Annotated in this window: 18 protein-coding genes; 7 read left to right on the top strand and 11 right to left on the bottom strand. The window is 59.6% G+C overall.

Going from position 1 to position 19112, the window contains the following annotated elements; all coding sequences use genetic code 11:
- Window positions 1-2 precede the first annotated feature (2 nt).
- The 4 genes from hisC to gyrA are packed head-to-tail and all read right to left on the bottom strand — an operon-like array spanning window position 3 to window position 5944.
- Window positions 3-1091 carry a histidinol-phosphate transaminase gene (gene hisC / locus KI613_RS06790; RefSeq protein ID WP_226404463.1) on the bottom strand — a complete coding sequence of 363 codons (1089 nt, stop codon included), beginning with the start codon at window positions 1089-1091 and terminating at the stop codon, window positions 3-5.
- 10 nt (window positions 1092-1101) lie between these two features.
- Entirely contained in the window at window positions 1102-2181 is a 1080-nt protein-coding gene (gene pheA / locus KI613_RS06785) for a prephenate dehydratase (protein ID WP_455424135.1), read from the bottom strand.
- Between the two features lie 28 nt (window positions 2182-2209).
- Window positions 2210-3295: a 3-phosphoserine/phosphohydroxythreonine transaminase gene (gene serC, locus KI613_RS06780; RefSeq protein WP_226404459.1), complete on the bottom strand. Its 1086-nt coding sequence runs from the start codon at window positions 3293-3295 to the stop codon at window positions 2210-2212.
- Entirely contained in the window at window positions 3296-5944 is a 2649-nt protein-coding gene (gene gyrA / locus KI613_RS06775; RefSeq protein WP_226404457.1) for a DNA gyrase subunit A, read from the bottom strand.
- A 98-nt stretch (window positions 5945-6042) separates the two neighbouring features.
- Between gyrA and KI613_RS06770 the strand changes: the two genes are divergently transcribed.
- From KI613_RS06770 to KI613_RS06755, 4 genes are all read left to right on the top strand, one after another.
- Window positions 6043-7377: a TRZ/ATZ family hydrolase gene (locus tag KI613_RS06770; RefSeq protein WP_226404455.1), complete on the top strand. Its 1335-nt coding sequence runs from the start codon at window positions 6043-6045 to the stop codon at window positions 7375-7377.
- Window positions 7378-7432: 55 nt separating this feature from the next.
- Complete coding sequence (locus tag KI613_RS06765) at window positions 7433-8092, top strand: OmpA family protein (protein ID WP_226404453.1); 660 nt, start codon at window positions 7433-7435, stop codon at window positions 8090-8092.
- 69 nt (window positions 8093-8161) lie between these two features.
- Window positions 8162-8866 carry a bifunctional 2-polyprenyl-6-hydroxyphenol methylase/3-demethylubiquinol 3-O-methyltransferase UbiG gene (ubiG, locus tag KI613_RS06760; RefSeq protein WP_226405715.1) on the top strand — a complete coding sequence of 235 codons (705 nt, stop codon included), beginning with the start codon at window positions 8162-8164 and terminating at the stop codon, window positions 8864-8866.
- On the top strand, window positions 8859-9527 hold the full coding sequence (locus KI613_RS06755) for an HAD family hydrolase (protein ID WP_226404451.1): 669 nt from the start codon (window positions 8859-8861) through the stop codon (window positions 9525-9527). The genes ubiG and KI613_RS06755 overlap by 8 nt, the downstream gene beginning before the upstream one ends.
- Here the strand turns inward: KI613_RS06755 and KI613_RS06750 are convergent.
- Window positions 9505-10677, bottom strand: a complete 1173-nt coding sequence (locus tag KI613_RS06750; protein WP_226404450.1) for a methyltransferase — start codon at window positions 10675-10677, stop codon at window positions 9505-9507. The two genes, KI613_RS06755 and KI613_RS06750, sit on opposite strands and share 23 nt — an antisense overlap.
- Entirely contained in the window at window positions 10674-12818 is a 2145-nt protein-coding gene (locus tag KI613_RS06745) for an ABC transporter substrate-binding protein (protein ID WP_226404449.1), read from the bottom strand. The genes KI613_RS06750 and KI613_RS06745 overlap by 4 nt, the downstream gene beginning before the upstream one ends.
- Before the next feature lie 94 nt (window positions 12819-12912).
- Here KI613_RS06745 and KI613_RS06740 point away from each other — a divergent pair, with 94 nt between their 5' ends.
- From KI613_RS06740 to KI613_RS06730, 3 genes are all read left to right on the top strand, one after another.
- A complete protein-coding gene (locus KI613_RS06740) occupies window positions 12913-13368 on the top strand; it encodes a peroxiredoxin (RefSeq protein ID WP_226404448.1) in 456 nt (151 codons plus the stop codon).
- A gap of 38 nt (window positions 13369-13406) precedes the next feature.
- Entirely contained in the window at window positions 13407-14834 is a 1428-nt protein-coding gene (locus tag KI613_RS06735; protein WP_226404447.1) for a PhoH family protein, read from the top strand.
- Window positions 14835-14914: 80 nt separating this feature from the next.
- Window positions 14915-16156, top strand: coding sequence for a transglutaminase-like domain-containing protein (locus KI613_RS06730; protein ID WP_226404446.1), 1242 nt, complete (start codon window positions 14915-14917; stop codon window positions 16154-16156).
- Window positions 16157-16162: 6 nt separating this feature from the next.
- Here KI613_RS06730 and dnaB read toward each other — a convergent pair whose 3' ends face one another.
- The 5 genes from dnaB to rpsF form a co-directional block, all read right to left on the bottom strand.
- Window positions 16163-17572: a replicative DNA helicase gene (dnaB, locus tag KI613_RS06725; RefSeq protein ID WP_226404445.1), complete on the bottom strand. Its 1410-nt coding sequence runs from the start codon at window positions 17570-17572 to the stop codon at window positions 16163-16165.
- Window positions 17573-17637: 65 nt separating this feature from the next.
- The gene (gene rplI / locus KI613_RS06720) at window positions 17638-18084 is read right to left on the bottom strand and encodes a 50S ribosomal protein L9 (RefSeq protein ID WP_226404444.1); all 447 of its coding nucleotides are present in this window, start codon (window positions 18082-18084) and stop codon (window positions 17638-17640) included.
- An 18-nt stretch (window positions 18085-18102) separates the two neighbouring features.
- Window positions 18103-18378: a 30S ribosomal protein S18 gene (gene rpsR / locus KI613_RS06715; RefSeq protein WP_011286983.1), complete on the bottom strand. Its 276-nt coding sequence runs from the start codon at window positions 18376-18378 to the stop codon at window positions 18103-18105.
- Entirely contained in the window at window positions 18350-18634 is a 285-nt protein-coding gene (priB, locus tag KI613_RS06710) for a primosomal replication protein N (protein ID WP_404826991.1), read from the bottom strand. Before priB ends, rpsR begins: the two co-directional genes overlap by 29 nt.
- Window positions 18635-18700: 66 nt before the next feature.
- Window positions 18701-19084 carry a 30S ribosomal protein S6 gene (gene rpsF, locus KI613_RS06705; RefSeq protein ID WP_226404443.1) on the bottom strand — a complete coding sequence of 128 codons (384 nt, stop codon included), beginning with the start codon at window positions 19082-19084 and terminating at the stop codon, window positions 18701-18703.
- Window positions 19085-19112 lie beyond the last annotated feature (28 nt).

The following is a 19112-nucleotide window of genomic DNA, read 5'->3' as shown; positions in this document are numbered from 1 at the left end:
GCTTAAAGCACCTGCTCCAACGCTTCGAGGAAGCGGGCGTTTTCAGGTTCGGTACCGATGGTGACGCGCAGCCATTCCGGCAGGCCGTAGCCGCCGATCGGCCGGATGATGACGCCCTGCTTGAGAAGCTTCTGATTGACCCCGGCACCGTCGCCCACCTTGAAGGTGACGAAGTTGCCGTGCGGCTTGATGTATTCGAGACCCAACTTCTCAAGGCCGGCGACGATCTGCGCCATGCCGCGCCGGTTCAGTTCGTAGCTGGCCTGCAGAAACTCGTCGTCATCGAGCGCCGCCAGGGCCCCGGCCAGCGCCAGATTATTGACGTTGAATGGCTGGCGAACGCGGTTCATGAGATCCGCCACCTCGGCCGAAGCCAGCGCATAACCGATGCGCAGCCCGGCCAGGCCGTAGATCTTCGACAAGGTGCGGCAGACGACCAGATTGGGGAAATCCTTGATCCAGCCCGCGACATCGACGCGATCTTCCGGCGGCAGGTATTCGTTGTAGGCCTCGTCGAGGACGACGACCACGTCCTTCGGAACTGCTTCCAGGAAAGCGCGCACTTCCGGATAGGGCACAAAATTGCCGGTCGGATTGTTCGGGTTGGCGATCCAGATAATGCGCGTATCCGGCCGGATGGCGGCGCGCATGGCATCTAGATCGTGACCATAGTTCTTGGCCGGCGTAGAAATCAACTCGGCACCCGTCGAAATGGTGGCGAGGGGATAAACGGCGAAGGCATGCTGGGCAAAAACCGCCGAGCGGCCCGGCGCCAGAAAAACGCGGGCGGCCAGATCGAGCACATCATTTGAGCCGTTACCGAGAACAACTTGCCCTTGCTCCACGCCACAACGCTGAGCGACGGCCTTGATCAGGTCAAACTGATCGGGATAACGCTCGACGCCGCTGATCGCTGCCTCGACCGCTATTTTCGCCTTCGGGCTCATGCCCAGCGGATTTTCGTTGGATGCCAGCTTGACGATGCTTTCGACCGGAATACCCATTTCGCGAGCCAGTTCGGTGATCGGCTTGCCCGGCTGATAGGGCGAAATGGCGCGGACGTAAGGCAGCGCCTGATCTGCAAGACTCATCGAAACTTCCTTAATAAACGGCAACCGGGTAAGACCCGAGAATTTTCAGATAGGCGGCGTAGCCAGCCAGTTTTTCCAGCGCGGCCTTGATCGCCGGCTCGTCGTGATGGCCTTCGATATCGACGTAGAAAACATATTCCCACAAGGCATTCTTGGCAGGACGCGATTCCAGGCGACACATCGAAACGCCGGCCGTCGACAGGGGCAGCAGCAGTTCGTGCAGGGCGCCGGTACGGTTCGGCGCCGACATGATCAGCGAAGTCTTGTCGCGACCGGAAATGGCCGCGTCGTGCTTGCCGAGGATCAGGAAGCGCGTCGTGTTGTTCGGCTCATCTTCGATGTTTTCGACCAGCTTGGGCAGGTTGTAGCGCTCGGCCGCAGCGACACCGGCAATCGCTGCCGTACCGGGCTCATCGGCCGCCATCTGGGCGGCCAGCGAATTGCTCGACACCGAAATGCGCGGAATGCCCGGCAAGTTGCGATTGAGCCATTCATGGCACTGGGCCAGCGACTGGGCGTGCGAATAAACCTTGGTAATCTTGCCCAGATCGGTTTCCTTGGTCAGCAGATTCTGGTGAATGCGCAGCACCACTTCACCGCAAATCTTTAGCGGCGTGCCGAGCAGCAGATCCATCGTCCGGCCAACGGCGCCTTCGGTCGAGTTTTCGACCGGCACTACGGCGTAATGGGCGTGACCCGATTCGACTTCACGGAAAACGTCGTCAATCGACGCCTGCGGCAACAAGCGCGCAGCATGGCCGAAATGCTTGGTCGCCGCGCTGCCGGTAAAGGAACCGAGGGGCCCGAGGAAGGAAATGCCGAGCGGCTCTTCGAGCGACAGACAGGCCGACATAACCTCGCGGAAGAAGAAGGTAATGTTTTCGTTTGGCAATGGACCCGGATTGGCATCCTGCAGGCGGCGCAAGACTTGGGCTTCGCGCTCCGGGCGGTAGATATGCCCGGCTTCGCCGTGCTCGGCCTTGATCTCGCCAACTTTCTGGGCGCAACGGGCGCGCTGGTTGAGCAGGCGCAGCAATTCGCTGTCAATGCCGTCGATTTCGGCGCGCACGCCGGCCAGGGCTTTCTGCAAGTCGGTTTGCTGCGGGTCGCTCATAAACTCAACCGTTACGTTTGGCGAAATCGTTCATGAATGCCACCAGCGCCTGCACGGCCTCCAGCGACACGGCGTTGTAGATCGAGGCGCGCATACCGCCAACCGACTTGTGGCCCTTCAAGCCGAGCACGCCAGCCGCCTTGGCCTCGGCCAGGAAAGCCGCATCGAGATCGGCATTGCTGATTATGAACGGCACGTTCATGGCCGAGCGGCAATCCGGATCGACCGGGTTGGTGTAGAAGCCGTCGGAGTCGTCGATGGCGGAATACAAAATTCGCGCTTTTTCCGCGTTGACCGTGGCAATGCCCGACAAACCGCCTTGCCGCTTGAGCCACTGGAAAACCAGGCCGGCGATGTAGATGCCGAAGGTCGGCGGCGTGTTGAGCATCGAGCCGTTTTCGGCCATGACGGCGTAATCCATCACCGTCGGGATGTTCAACGGAGCCATGCCGAGCAGATCGCGATGAACGACGACCAGCGTCACGCCGGATGGGCCGATATTCTTCTGCGCCCCGGCGTAGATCAGGCCGAATTTCTCGACATTGACCGGCCGCGACAGGATATGCGACGACATGTCGGCCACCAGCGGCACGCCGGTATCAGCTATGCGCTCGGCCGGGATTTCGACGCCGTGGATCGTTTCGTTGGTGCACACGTGGAGGTATGCAGCGAACGGGTCGAGCTTGATTTCCTCGGCCACCGGCAGGCGGGTGAAACCGCTGCTCTCGGTCGTCGCGGCACAACGGACATTGCCGATGCGTTGCGCTTCCTTGAAAGCTTTCTTCGACCACGAACCGGTCACGATGTAGTCGGCCGAACGACCAGCCAGCAGGTTCATCGGAATCTGCGCGAACTGCTGCGTCGCCCCGCCCTGCAGGAAAAGCACTTTGTACTGCTCGGGAATGCCCATCAACTCGCGCAGGTCGGCTTCGGCCTGGCCGAGAATGCTGCCGAATTCCTTGCCGCGATGGCTCATTTCCATGACGCTGCAACCGGCGCCATGCCAGTCGAGCAGTTCTTCCTGCGCCTGGCGCAGGACTTCCTCGGGAAGAGCAGCCGGACCGGCGCTGAAATTCCAGATGCGGCTCATTTATGCTTCTCCACCTTCGTTGGGTTCGGATGATTCCGGATTTTGCTCATTTTCCGGGTTGACCGTGGGATTCACCGAATCAGCATCAATTTCGACTTCAGCATCGACCTCGGCCACCGATTCAGCGACCTTCTCCAGACCGGCCAGCTTCTCGCCGTCATCCAGCGAGATCAGCGTGACGCCCTGCGTTGCCCGGCCCATACCGCGGATTTCCGCAACCCGGGTCCGGATCAGCACGCCACCGGTGGTGATCAGCATGATTTCGTCTTCGTCATTGACCAGCTTGGCGCCAACGACGATGCCGTTGCGTTCGCTGTCGGCAATGGCGCGCACGCCCTGCGTACCGCGACCGGAATGGCGGAAATCGGCCAGCACGGTGCGCTTGCCGTAACCGTTTTCGGTAGCGACGAGCACGGTCTGCTGATCGTTATCGGCAACCAGCAACGAAATCACCGACTGATTTTCCATCAGACGCATGCCGCGCACGCCACGGGCGCCACGGCCCATCGGACGGACATCTTCTTCGTCGAACCACACCGCCTTGCCGGCATTGGAAACCAGCACGATATCGCTCGTCCCGCTGGTCAGCTCGACGCCGATCAGGTAATCGCCTTCATCCAGCGTAACAGCGATGATGCCGGCCTTGCGCGGGTTCGAGTAATCGGAGAGCGGGGTCTTCTTGACCGTACCCATGACGGTCGCCATGAACACAAACTGGTCGTCGGAGAATTCCTTGACCGGCAGCACGGCGTTGATCCGTTCGCCCTCTTCGAGCGGGAAGAGATTGACGATCGGCTTGCCGCGGCTGACCCGGCTGCCCTGCGGTGCTTCATAAACTTTGAGCCAGTAGCAACGACCGCGGTTCGAGAAACACAGGATGAAATCGTGGGTGTTGGCGACAAACAGATGATCGACGAAATCCTCTTCCTTGATCGCCGCCGCCTGCTTGCCACGCCCGCCCCGGCGCTGGGCCCGGTAGTCGGCCAGCGGTTGGGCCTTGATGTAGCCGCCATGCGACAGCGTGACCACCATGTCCTGCGGCGTGATCAAATCTTCGAGGCTAAGTTCGTGCGTCTGCAGGATGATTTCCGAGCGACGCTCGTCGCCGAACTGCTCGCGAATCGCCACCAGTTCGGTGACGATGATTTCGGTAATGCGTTCCGGCTTGGCCAGGATGTCGAGCAGATCGAGGATCTTGGCCATGACATCCTTGTACTCGCTGACGATCTTGTCCTGCTCGAGACCGGTCAGGCGTTGCAGACGCAACTCGAGAATGGCCTGGGCTTGGGCATCGGAGAGACGATAACCCTGCTCCGACAAACCGAACTCCGGGGCCAGACCATCCGGGCGCGAAGCGTCGGAAGCAGCACGCACCAGCATTTCCTCGACCACGGCGCTACGCCAGGTGCGCTCCATGAGGCCGCGTTTGGCGTCAGCCGGCGTCGGCGCCGCCTTGATCAGGGTGATGATGTCGTCGACGTTGGACAGCGCAACGGCCAGACCTTCGAGGATGTGACCGCGTTCGCGCGCCTTGCGCAGCTCGAAAACGGTGCGCCGCGTGATGACTTCGCGACGGTGCGACAGGAAGCATTCGAGCATCTGCTTGAGGTTGAGCAGGCGCGGCTGGCCGTCGACCAGCGCGACCATGTTCATGCCGAAGGTGTCCTGCAGTTGCGTCTGCTTGTACAGGTTATTGAGGATGACCTCGCCGACTTCGCCGCGCTTCAGTTCGATGACGACCCGCATGCCGGACTTGTCCGACTCGTCGCGAATATCGGAGATGCCGTCGATTTTCTTCTCGTTAACCAGCTCGGCGATCTTCTCGATCAGCGACTTCTTGTTAACCTGGTAGGGAATCTCGTCGACGATCAGCGCCTGACGACCATTGCCCTTTTCCATGTCCTCGAAATGGGTGCGAGCGCGCATGATGACGCGGCCGCGGCCGGTCTGGTAACCCTCGCGCACGCCCGTCATGCCGTAGATCAGGCCAGCCGTCGGGAAGTCAGGCGCCGGGATGTAGGCAATCAATTCCTCGATGGTGATCGCCGGATTTTCCAGCATGGCCAGACAACCGGCGATGACTTCGTTGAGGTTGTGCGGCGGAATATTGGTCGCCATGCCCACCGCGATACCGGACGAGCCGTTGATCAGCAGATTGGGGATGCGCGCCGGCATGACCAGTGGCTCGTTTTCCGAACCGTCGTAGTTCGGCCCGAAATCGACGGTTTCCTTGTCGAGGTCTTCGAGCAACTGATGACCGATCTTGGCCATCCGGACTTCGGTATAACGCATCGCCGCCGCGTTGTCGCCGTCGACCGAACCGAAGTTGCCCTGGCCATCGACCAGCATGTAACGCAGCGAGAAATTCTGCGCCATGCGGACGATCGTGTCATAGACTGCCGTGTCGCCGTGCGGGTGGTATTTACCGATCACGTCGCCGACGATACGCGCCGATTTCTTGTACGCCTTGTTCCAGTCATTGTTCAGCTCGTGCATCGCGAACAACACCCGGCGATGCACCGGCTTCAGGCCGTCGCGCGCATCCGGCAACGCCCGGCCAACGATCACGCTCATCGCGTAATCGAGATAAGAACGCCGCATCTCGTCTTCGAGGCTGATCGGCAATGTTTCTTTGGCGAATTGGTCCATGTCTCACAGTCGCACCGCTTGCGCGATGCCTTATTAGTTGATTCAAGCGTAATTTGCTATTTTAACACGCCAACTTAACCGTACAGACCCCGTTTTACATGACAACAACACCCCAAGTCATCGACCTGCTGATCGACGCCCGCTGGATTGCCACGGTCGAATCCGATCTCGTCCTAACCAACCATGCCGTCGCCGTCGACAACGGTCGCATTCTGGCCATTTTGCCCAGTGGCGAAGCCCACGCCCGCTTTGCGCCGGGCAAGCATGTCAACTTACCGGATCACATCCTGATCCCCGGCCTGATCAATCTGCACACCCATGCCGCCATGACCCTGATGCGCGGCCTGGCCGATGACCTGCCGCTCATGGATTGGTTGCAAAATCACATCTGGCCGGCCGAAGCGGCCCATATGTCGGCCCAGTTCGTCTACGACGGAACCCGCCTCGCCTGCGCCGAAATGCTCAAGGGTGGCATCACCTGCTTCAACGACATGTATTTCTTCCCCGAGGCCGCCGCAGCCGCCGCCTCCGAAGCCGGCATGCGCGCCATGCTCGGCATCATTGCGCTGGAATTCCCGACGCCCTATGCCAGCGACGCCGACGATTATCTGAACAAAGGACTGGCTGTTCGCGAAACCTGGCTGAACGACCCGCTGATCGGCTTCTGCCTTGCCCCGCACGCCCCCTACACCGTCGCCGACAGCACTTTCGACAGAATTCTGACGCTTTCCGAGCAGATGAACCTGCCGGTTCATTGCCATATTCACGAAACGCGACAGGAAATCGAGGAGAGTCTGAAGCAACACCAGCACCGACCGCTCGAGCGCCTGCGCCAGCTTGGTCAGCTTGGCCCCAATTTCATCGGCGTGCACGCCGTACACCTTGACGAAGACGAATTGCAGCTACTGGCGTCCACCGGCTGCAGCATCGCCCACTGCCCGACATCCAATCTCAAGCTGGCCAGCGGCTTTGCGCCTGTGGCGCGGATGCGACAACTAGGCATCAATGTCGGACTGGGTACCGACGGCGCAGCCAGCAACAACCGCCTCGACCTGTTCGGCGAAATGCGTCTGGCCTCCCTTCTCGCAAAAGGCCTGACGGGAGATGCCAGCGCCCTGCCCGCTCACGAAATCCTGCGCATGGCAACCCTCAACGCGGCCAATGCGTTGGGCCTGGGCAAGGAAATCGGCTCGATTTCTCCCGGAAAGTCTGCCGACCTTTGTGCCGTCGACCTCGGCGCACTTGAAATGCGCCCATGTTTCGATCCGCTGTCACATCTGGTCAATGTTGCCGGGCGAGAATGCGTTAGTCATGTATGGGTGGCCGGAAAGTGTTGCGTAGACCACAAAACTTTACTCAACAACGACCAAAAGCACTTGGAATCGGCCGTTGCACTATGGCAAAATGGTTTGGAAGTCCGCCGGCAGCCTTGAGCTTCGCCATAACGCGGGTTAAAGATTTTCAAATTTTCTTCAACGAGGGAAAACAATGATCAAAAATATCGCCAAGAAATCTCTGGTTCTGGCCCTGCTGGCCGGTATCGGTTTTACCGCTGTTGCCCAAGAACGCGTTTACCTGATCGACGGCCGTGACGTCGTCGCCAAGTCCGGTTTCGGCCTGTGCTGGCGTGATGGCTACTGGACCCCGGCCGCTGCTGCCGCCGACAAGGCCGGTTGCGAGTGCGACAAGGACCTCCTGCCGAAGGAAGCCTGCGAACCGAAGGTTGCTGCCGCTCCGGCTCCGGCCGCTGCGACCGGCGTCAAGCCGTCCGGCGAGAAGATCACCGTCGCTGCTGACGCCCTGTTCGACTTCAACAAGGCTGTCCTGCGTCCGGCCGGCAAGGCCAAGCTCGACGAGCTGGTTTCCAAGGCCAAGGCCATCAAGCTTGAAGTGATCCTGGCCGTTGGCCACACCGACCGCATCGGTGGTGACGCCTACAACCAGAAGCTGTCCGAGAAGCGCGCTGCCGCCGTCAAGGAATACCTGGTCGCCAAGGGCATCGAAGCCAACCGTGTTTACACCGAAGGCAAGGGCGAGAAGCAGCCGGTTACCGGCGACAAGTGCAAGGGTAACGCCAAGACCAAGGCCCTGATCGACTGCCTGCAGCCGGATCGTCGCGTTGATATCGAAGTCATCGGCACCAAGTAATTCGCCGACGCTTCAAGGAAAGCCCCGCAACGCGGGGCTTTTTCTTTTCTGATGAAATTTCTCAACACAATGACCATGCTCAACGCCGATCCCGCCGAACTGGAAAAGTTTGGTGACCTTGCCCACCACTGGTGGGACCCGAACAGCGAATTCAAACCGCTGCACGATATCAACCCACTCCGCCTCGACTGGATAGACCAGGCCATCGGCCTTGCCGGCAAGCGCATTCTCGATGTCGGCTGCGGTGGCGGCCTGCTCTCGGAAGGCATGGCGGTGCGTGGCGCCAATGTGACCGGCATCGACCTCTCGGAAAAGCCGCTTGGCGTCGCCAAGTTGCATTTGCTCGAGAGCGGCCAAAAGGTCGATTACCGCAAAATTTCCGTCGAGCAACTGGCGGATGAAATGCCGGGTGCTTTCGATGCGGTGACCTGCCTTGAAATGCTTGAGCACGTGCCCAATCCATCCAGCGTCATTGCCGCTTGCGCGCGTCTGGTCAAACCGGGCGGCCAGGTTTTCCTGTCCACGCTGAACCGCAACCCGAAGTCCTACCTGTTCGCGGTAATCGGCGCTGAATACATCATGAACATGCTGCCCAGGGGCACGCATGACTACGCCAAGTTCGTCAAACCGTCGGAACTGGCGCGCTGGGCCAAGCTGTCCGGACTTGAACCTGACGAAGTCGTCGGCATGAGCTACAACCCACTAAGCAAAATCTATTCATTGGGAACGGACACCAGCGTCAATTACCTGATGCGCGCGACACGGCATGTTTGATGCCGTTCTCTTCGACCTGGACGGGACGCTGGCCGACACGGCGCCCGACCTCGGCGAAGCAGTCAATATTTTGCTGCTGGAGGAAGGTCGACCGCAGCAATCCCTGACCGCGCTCAGGCCATATACCTCGCAAGGCGTTCGGGGATTGCTCAACGCGGGCTTCGGTATCGATAACTCGCATCCGAGCTACGAGCGTCTGTCACAGCGTTTTCTTGAGATTTACGCCGGGCGACTGTGCGATGCCACTCGCCTGTTCGACGGCATTCCCGAACTGCTCGATGCGCTGGAAGCCCTGAATCTGGGCTGGGGCATCGTCACCAACAAGCGGATGCGCTTCACCGACCCGCTCGTCGAGTTGCTGCAACTGACACCGCGCACCAACTGCGTCGTCAGCGGCGACACGACGGCCGAGGCGAAGCCTTCGCCCCTGCCTATCCTGCATGCCTGCCAACTGCTCCGCTGCCGACCGGAACGGACGCTTTACGTCGGTGACGACCGGCGCGACATCGTCGCCGGCAACGCCGCCGGCTGCAAGACGGTCGCCGTTTCCTACGGCTATCTTGGCGACAGCGGGCCGCTGCATGCCTGGGGCGCCGACCTGATCATCGACCACCCACTCGAACTGGCCGAATATCTGGCTAGGCTAGTCGGGCCGAAATAAGCAGGTTGCGCGGCGTCAGACGCCGGTCGCAGAAGCTGCCCAGGCCGACCTCATAGCCGCGTTCATTTAGAAAACAGGCCAGATCGAGGGCGAGCCAGACTTCGATGGCCCGGCGGAAGGCATGGCGGACGATGGATAGCCGCATGACTTCGTTACGCCGCTGCCAGCCGCGGGCTTCGAATTCTGCGGCAACTGAAGTCGATGGCAGAGGCAGGCGCTCCCGTTCCGCCATCCTGGCCAGAAAATCGGCAAATTCGGCTCGTATCCAGGCTTCGGGCACCGGTTTGAAACTACGGTAGGCATCGCCACTCACCGTCCGACGATAGGCATCGAAACCGAGCTTCCAGGCAATAGCCCGGTCCCGCTGCCGCGTTTCCCTCGGCGACGAGGTGACGGTTTCGGTCACGGCCAGACGGGTATCGTCGCGCGTCAGCGCCAAATGCAGATTGGCCGACAGCGCCTGATAGCTTTCGGCAACGCCACGGTAGTAACAGCATGGCGCAACATCGAAACTACCGACGCCTTTATCGACACCATCACGGATCAAGCGACGATGCAGTTCGCCGCAGGCGTGCAGGGCGACGGCATGCTGGCCGGCCTGCGGCCAGTCGGTTGCGGTCAACGCATCAGAAATGACAAATTGCTGCCGTACCCCGGCGCGTTGGGCCAGACCTTCCCCAGCCTCACACAAACCGGCATTGATTTCGAGGGTATGCACTGGCGTCTGCCAGGTTAGTGCCAGTAGGCGGCCAAGGTGGCCCTTGCCGCCGCACCAGTCGAGTACCGGTTGCCGACCCTGACCAGCCGCTGCGGCAAAGGCTTCGATCTGCTCGCGCTTGCGCCCAGGGATTTCCCAGGCCCAGTGGGCACTGCGCTCGGGCAAGGATGTTCCTTGCAGCACTGGCAAATCGGCCAAGTGGGAAAGCGTGGAGACGGCCGGAATGTGGCGGGCGAGCAGTGCCAAGGCAGCCTCGCTGTCATCGTTTAGGCGCGCTATGTCGGCTTCGGGCAACCCCATGAGTTCATTGAACAACGACGGCCAGCGTTCACACCACTGCGGGCGAGGCTCACGAAAGGGCTGCGGATGCCACAGGCCGTGAAAGTTGAGCAGTTCGGCATCCAGCCCTTGCTGGCGCTCGACTAGTTTCACTTGAGTGCGGCCCAACGCTCGCGGCGACGATAGCCAATAATGGCCGGGATGATGGCCAGCACCAGCACCAGCAGGCCTAGTCCGAGCGGCCAGAGCACCGGGCTATTCCATTCGCGGCGGGCAGCAGCGCGTTCAGCGGTGTCGATGCGCTGGTATTTCAAGGTGTTGTTGCCAACGTCGCTCGGCTTGCGGTTTCTGAGCCAGCGATGACTCAGCGTGTAGCTTTTCGGATGCAGGCCGAAAACCCAGGGCGCGTCGTGGTGCAGGATAGTGTTCATCTGGCGGACGATGGCGAGGCGCTCGGGCGTGTTGTCCATGTTCTTCATGCGCAGGAACAGGCGGTCGAATTCCGGATTGGCGTAGTTCGAGGCGTTCTCGCCGCCCTTGGCAACCTTGCTTTCGTTGCCATCGAGCAGGAAAAAGAAGTTTTCCGGGTCCGGGTAATCGGCGTTCCAGCCGAAGTAATAAAGCTGGACGTTGCCTTTGCGGATCTTGTCCTGGAAGCGGTTGAAGTCGGTTGAACGGACGACCAGTTGCACGTCGATCTTGGCAAATTGCCGAGTCAGCCAGTCGAGACGGGATTTCTCGCCCATGCCGCCGCCGGTGGTGTCGAGATTGACGACGAGCGGGTCACCGGTTTTTTCATCGCGGCCGTTCGGGTAACCGGCTTCGGCGACCAGTTTTTTGGCGACCTCGACCGGCTTGCGTTTTGGCTTGCCATCGACCCAGTCGTAAACGGTGCTGTCAATCCCCTGCTCGCCCGCTTCGAAACCGAAGATGCCCGGCGGCAGAGGGCTTTGCGCGGCTATGCCACGGCCGTTCTGGAAGATGGAAATGAACTCTTCCTGGTCGATGGCTATCGAAATGGCCTGGCGCAACTTGGTCGCCCGTGGCGAAAGGCCGCCGATGACCGGGTCGAGCATGTTAAAACCCATGTAGAAGGTCGACGACTTGACCGAAGTCAGCAGGCGGATGCCTTTGTCGCGCATCTCGTCACTGAGCGCGACATCACCGCCAACATTGACGCGTACAGCTTGATCGAAGCTGTCGGAGGAAATCCCGGACGCATCGTAGTAACCCTGCAGGAACTTGTTCCAATACGGGATCGCCTCTTTCTCGCGCGTGAAGATGGCCTGATCGAGGAAGGGCAGCGGCTTGCCGCAATCGTCGAGCAAGCCGGCGGCACGGTCGCCCGGTTCACCTTCGCAGGGGTAAGTCTGGCCGTGGAAATTCGGGTTGCGCGAAAGAACCATGCGGCGGTTTGGATCGTTTTCGCTGAGCATGAACGGGCCGGTGCCAACCGGCCACCAGTCCAGCGTCAGGTTCTTTTCGGCCATGCCGGGTTGGCTGAAGAAGCGGTCGACCTCGCGTGGCACCGGCGCGAAGAATGGCATGGCCAGCCAGTAGAGGAACTGCGGATACTTGCCCTTGATGCGAATGCGCCAGGTCAGCGCATCGACCTTCTCGACGCCGCTCAGCGGGTAGGCATCGAGATCGAGCCATTCACTCGCCGGCTTGTCCTTGGCGGCTTTCTGCAGGCTGTCGCCGAGTTCCTTCAAGCCAACGATCTTGTCGGCCATCATGCCGAAAATCGGCGAATGCAGGTGCGGGTGGGCCAGGCGCTTGATCTGGTAGATGTAGTCGTCGGCGCTCAATTCGCGCGTACCGACCGCGGGGAAATCAGCCATGGTCTGCCGTTTGGCGATTTCATTTTTGGCCAAAATTTCCGGTTGACCGTGGGAATTGAGGGCGAAGGCCGGATGCGGCTGAAAACGGATGCCCGGCTTGAGTTTCAGCTCGTAAACACTCTCGGCGATGCGCTCGACCGGCGCATCGTGGGGTAATTCGCGCCCGGCGGCGTCGTAGAAACGCGGCACCGGCACCTGCTCGACAGTAGACGGAATCAGCTCGTAAGGCCGCTTCAGGTAGTGGTATTGCAGCGGCGGCTCATAAATCTGCCCCGTGAAGGTGACCTCGTCTTCGGCATAGGAGCGCGCCGGGTCAAGATGCTTTGGCCGGTCGGTGAAGGCCGTGTAGAGAATGTTGCGTCCGCCATCGGCGGCCGGGTACGGATCGTTCCAGGCCTGCCCGCAACCGGACAGGGCGATGACGACAACGAGACTCGCGCAGATTTTTCGCATGGGCAGAAGTTTAACAAATGCCTGCCGCGCCGCTTGACCTGCCAGCGGTGAATTGCCCACAATGCCTCAAACACCACAACACAGAGGCATTGCCATGCTCGACACCCCAACTCCCGACTTCTCCCTGCCCGCCACCAGCGGCACCACGTTCAACCTCGCCGCCCAAGCCGGCAAGGTCGTCGTGATCTATTTCTACCCGAAGGACAGCACCCCGGGCTGCACCACTCAGGGCCAGAACTTCCGCGACCTGCACGATCAGTTCGTCGCCGCCAACGCGGTCGTTCTCGGCATTTCACGGGACAGCGTGAAGTCGCATGAAAACTTCAAGGCCAAACAAAGTTTCCCCTTCGAGCTGGGTTCGGATGCCGATGAAGCCATCTGCACCTTGTTCGCTGTCATGAAAATGAAAAACATGTATGGGAAACAGGTGCGGGGCATCGAACGCAGCACCTTCGTCATTGACCGCAGTGGCGTTCTGCGCCGCGAATGGCGTGGCGTCAAAGTCCCCGGCCACGTTCAGGAAGTTCTCGATTTCGTCAAAACCCTTTAACCCTTTTTCCTTCTCCCACCCAACCAAAGGCCCACTCCATGCCGCGCAAGCCCGCAGCCATCAAGAAGCCCGCCGTTACCAAAATTTTTGTCCTTGACACCAACGTGCTCATGCACGACCCAAGCAGTCTTTTCAGATTCGAAGAACACGACGTCTTCCTGCCCATCATGACGCTGGAAGAGCTCGACAACCACAAGAAGGGCATGTCCGAAATTGCCCGCAACGCCCGCCAGACATCACGCATGCTGGACGAGTTGCTGGCCGCCAATGGCGAGGACGACATCGACGAAGGCATCGATCTCTACGGCCCGTCGAAAAAGCTGGCCAGCGGTCGGCTCTTCCTGCAGACCGAAGCGATCAGCGCCGATCTGCCGCAAGGCCTGCCGACCTCCAAGGTCGACAACCAGATCCTCTCGGTGGTCATCCACCTCCAGAAGAAATTCCCGAAACGCCCGGTCATCCTGGTGTCGAAAGACATCAACATGCGCATCAAATCGCGCGCCCTCAACCTGTTGGCCGAGGACTACTTCAACGACAAGGTGCTCGAGGATACCGACATCCTCTACTCCGGCACCCGCGCCCTGCCCGACAACTTCTGGGACAAGCACGGCAAGGGCATGGAATCGTGGAAGAAGGACAGCCGCACCTACTACAAGGTCACCGGCCCCCTTTGCCCGCAGATGCTGATCAATGAGTGCATCTGGCTTGAGAAGGACGGCTTCACGGCCATCGTCAAGGAAACCGCGGGCAAGACTGCCGTCCTTGAAACGCTGATCGACTACAGCCACCCGAAAAATGCCGTGTGGGGCATCATGGCGCGCAATCGCGAACAAAACTTCGCGATGAACCTGCTGATGAATCCGGACATCGATTTCGTCACCCTACTCGGCCAGGCCGGTACCGGCAAGACCCTGCTGACCCTGGCCGCCGGCCTGACTCAGGTGCTCGAAACCAAGCTGTTCGCCGAAATCATCATGACGCGCGCCACCGTACCCGTTGGCGAAGACATCGGCTTCCTGCCCGGCACCGAAGAAGAAAAGATGGCGCCGTGGATGGGCGCCCTCGAAGACAATCTGGACGTCCTGACCCACACCGACGACAGCAACAGCCCCTACGGCGGCGACTGGGGCAAGGCAGCGACCAACGACATCGTACGCTCGCGGATCAAGATCAAATCGATGAACTTCATGCGCGGTCGGACCTTCCTCAAGAAATTCCTGATCATCGACGAAGCGCAGAATCTGACACCGAAGCAGATGAAAACGCTGGTCACCCGCGCCGGCCCCGGTACCAAGGTCGTCTGCCTGGGCAACATCGCGCAGATCGACACGCCCTACCTGACCGAAGGCAGTTCCGGCCTGACCTACGTCGTCGACCGCTTCAAAGGCTGGCCGCACTCCGGTCATATAACGTTACAACGAGGGGAGCGTTCCCGCTTGGCTGACCACGCGGCCGAAGTGCTATAATTATTCCTTCATTTAAGGGGCCGTGTCAGTGACACGGCCTTTTCGTTTCAACCACGGATTGTTTCCGCCGGAGGAGTTTCTTGAAACGTCGCGATTTTCTAGCATCAGCCGCAGCACTCTCGCTATTCGTCACCGACGCATGGGCAGCAAAGAAGCAGGCCAAAGCAGGTTCGACCAAGGCAAGCACGGGCAAGCCGGGGAAAAAACCAGCCGCCAGGCCAGGCCAGCGAAAAGGCAAAGTCAGCTACAAGCCTCAACAACCGGTAGCCCATACCGCCGAAGATTCGGTGATCGAGCGACCACCGCAAGGCACGTCCGCCTCCCGCCTGCCGCCGGTCAAAGCCCCGGAGCCGCCAAGCGAATGGCGGACCTTTGAAATCACGACGACAGTCAACCTGAAAAACAAGAGTGGTGCTACCAAGCTCTGGCTGCCCCTGCCGCTCAACCAGGATACCTTGTATCAGCGCACCCTCGGACATACTTGGGCCGGCAATCAGGCCAACGCCAGCATGCGCCGTTTACCCGATGGCGACCTTGAGGTCTTCTACTGCGAATGGCCGGATAGCGGCGATGCCCGGCTGCAACTGACCACCCTGGTGACCACCGCCGACCGCCATTTCGACGTCACCAAACGGACGGTCGCCCCGGAGCGCGAAGACATCCTGCGCCGCAACCTCCAGGCCTCCCAGCTGATCCCCAACGATGGCCTGGCTTTCCAGCTTGGCGAGCGCATACTGGGACGCATCAAGGATCCGGTCGCCCAGGCCAAAGCCATCTACGACTGGGTCGTCGACAATACATTTTATGATATCGGCCTGCCCGGCTGTGGTAGCGGTGACGTACGCCGACAACTGATCCAGGGGCAGTATGGCGGACGCTCGGCCGACATCAACGGCCTCTTCGTCTCGATCTGCCGGGCCATCGGCATCCCGGCACGTTGTGTCTATGGCATGCGTACCGGCTCGTCACGACTTTTCAAAAGCCTCGGACTCAGTGGCGATGACGCGACGCGTGGTCATCATGTCCGCGCCGAGTTTTACGTGCCGGGCTATGGTTGGATTCCCGTTGACCCAAGCGACGTTCGCCGGGCAATTTCCATGGAAGTTCTTTCCGACCGCGACAGCAAGCTGATTTCGCTGAAAAAAATCCTGTTCGGCGTCTGGGAAATGAACTGGATTGCCTTCAATCTGGGGACCGACGTCGTCCTGCCAGGAAAGAACGCTGCGATCCCCTTCCTCCTTCTGCCGCAATTGGAGTTCTCGGGTAGCCGCTCCGACTCTGGACTCCAATACAGCATCCGCACCCGACAGGTTGTTCTCTAGACGACGTCAGTTCTGCGAATCAATGAAGCCGCCGCTAGCCAGATTCTGGAAGCGAGTGAATTCCCCGACGAAGTTCAGGCGCACCGTACCGGTCGGGCCGTTACGCTGCTTGCCGATAATGACTTCGGCCAAGCCCTTGTTGTCCTGACTTTCCTTGTTGTAATACTCGTCGCGGTACATCATCAGGATCACGTCGGCATCCTGTTCGATAGCACCCGATTCACGCAAGTCGGACATCATCGGTCGCTTGTCAGTCCGCTCCTCGACCTTCCGCGACAACTGCGATAGTGCAACGATGGGCACCTGCAACTCTTTGGCCAGGGATTTGATCGAGCGGGAGATTTCCGAAACCTCGGTCGCCCGATTCTCCCCCTGCCGGTTACCGCTCATGAGCTGGATGTAGTCGATGACAATCAGCCCCAATTTCCCGCCATATTGACGCGCCAGCCGCCGGGCACGGGCACGCAGATTAGCCGGACTCAGCCCCCCCGTTTCGTCGATATAAATCGGCGCTTCATGCAATTTGCCAAGCGCGAAGGACAGTTTTGACCATTCCTCGTCGTTCATCCTGCCTGTACGCAGGCTTTGGGAATTGAGGCGCCCAATCGAGGCCAGCATCCGCATCGCCAACTGTGCACCGCCCATTTCCATCGAAAAGACGCCAACCGGTAAACCACTTTCGACTGCCACATTCTCGGCAATATTCAGCGCAAACGCCGTCTTCCCCATCGACGGACGACCCGCAACAATAATCAGGTCGCCCGGTTGGAAGCCTGATGTTTTCTGGTCGAGGTCGATAAAACCGGTCGGCACGCCCGTAATATCCGAAGGGTTGTCACGGTCATGCAATTCCTGAATCCGCTCAACCACCTGAGTTAGCAAGGGGTTGATGTGGACGAAACCTTCGCTGTGCCCGGCACCCGCTTCCGCAATCCTGAAAATCTTCGATTCCGCTTCATCAAGCAGCGTCTCGGCATCCCGCCCAAGCGGATTCAGCGCATCGGCAGCAATTTCGTCGGCAGTGGCGACAAGCTTGCGCAATACCGAACGCTCGCGAACGATCTCGGCATAGCGTTTGATGTTGGCGGCCGAAGGCGTATTGGCCGCCAACTCGCCAAGGTAGGCCAGCCCACCGGTCTGATCACCCTCCCCGGCCGCATCAAGCGCCTCGGCAACCGTAACCACATCGGCTGGCTTGGCGTTATCCAGCAACTTGCGAATCTGCCGGAAAATCCGCCGGTGCTCATCCCGGTAGAAATCCGTTTCGGCAACCTGATCGCCAATTCGATCCCAGGCCTGGTTATCCAGCAACAAGCCACCAAGCACCGATTGCTCGGCCTCGATGGAATGAGGGGGAACACGCAGGTGATCCAGGGTGGAATCGGAGATTCTTTGCTTTGGCGGACGTTGATTCATGGCGGCAAGTTTAAATTAAAAAGGCCTCGCGATTGCGAGGCCTTTTTGGTGGGTGATGACCGGAATTACTCGGCGACCACGGCCACGGTGATATTGGCCAGCACGTCAGTGTGCAGCGCAACGTCGAGCGGGAACTCGCCGATTGCCTTGAGCGGACCGTCCGGCATGCGGATGGCCGACTTGTCGATATCAAAGCCAGCTGCCTTGAGGGCTTCGGCGATATCAACATTACCAACGGAACCGAACAGACGGCCATCCATGCCAGCCTTGCGGGCGACGGACACGGCAGTACCGTTCATCTTGTCGGCAACAGCCTGGGCAGCAGCCAGCTTTTCAGCAGCCAGCTTTTCCAGTTCGGCGCGGCGAACTTCAAATTCGGCCATAGCAGCCGGCGTAGCACGCTTGGCCATACGCTGCGGAATCAGGAAATTACGGGCATAGCCGTCCTTGACCTTGACCACATCGCCGAGATTACCGAGGTTAACAACCTTTTCGAGCAGAATGATTTGCATGTTTCGTCTCCTCGAAAATTATTGATGGTTGTCGGTGTACGGCAGCAGGGCCATGAAGCGGGCGCGCTTGATAGCGGTGCCCAGCTGGCGCTGATAGCCGGCCTTGGTGCCGGTCAGACGAGCCGGCATGATCTTGGCGTTTTCCTGGATGAATTCCTTGAGGACATCCACATCCTTGTAGTCGATCTGCTCGACCTTTTCAGCCGTGAAGCGGCAGAACTTGCGACGCTTGAACAGGCCGCCACCGCGCTTCTTTTTCTTGTCGTCATCCTTCTTCTTGAAGAACCGAGCCATTTTCATTTCCTTCCAAAAATTCGAGTGTATTCACATGCAGCACGGGAGCCTTGCTGTTGCGGCTCTTGGCAGCCAGAAATCCAGTCAGTTTGACCGCCCCTCCGAGGGGCGCTGCCTCCAGCCAGCGGGCAGTTTTGCCCAAGGCCACAACAGCAATTTCCACTTCCACCAAGCGCTCCGCACCACTTTCAGTTTGCGAGGAGCTGTGTTGCAGCCATCCTTCGCTAACCGGGACACCAGCCGGTGTGTAACGCAATGCTTTGCGCTCGACCAGTTTTCCCGAGATTGTGATGCAGTTCAGCCGTAATTCCCGTACAGAGTCTTAGGCAGCAGCCGCTTCAACCGGAGCAGCCGGAGCTGCGTCGCCAGGCATCATCGACTTCGACTTCTCTTCCTTCATCATCGGGGAAGGAGTCGTCACAGCCGCTTTCATCTTGACGGTCAGGTGGCGCAGCACGGCGTCATTGAACTTGAACGAATGTTCGAGTTCGTTCAGCGTTTCGCCGTCGCACTCGATGTTCATCAGAACGTAGTGAGCCTTGTGGATCTTCTGGATCGGGTAAGCCAGTTGACGGCGGCCCCAGTCTTCCAGACGATGAATGGTGCCGTTCTTGGCGGCAACAATGGCGCGATAGCGCTCGACCATGCCGGGCACTTGTTCGCTTTGGTCCGGATGGACGATAAAGCAGATTTCGTAATGGCGCATGCAATCTCCTTTTGGGATAAACCCTCCA

Source organism: Ferribacterium limneticum (genome assembly GCF_020510585.1).
Taxonomy (GTDB): Bacteria; Pseudomonadota; Gammaproteobacteria; order Burkholderiales; family Rhodocyclaceae; genus Azonexus.
The sequence above is the reverse complement of the archived record's forward strand: the minus strand, read 5'-3'. Positions and strand labels throughout refer to the sequence as shown.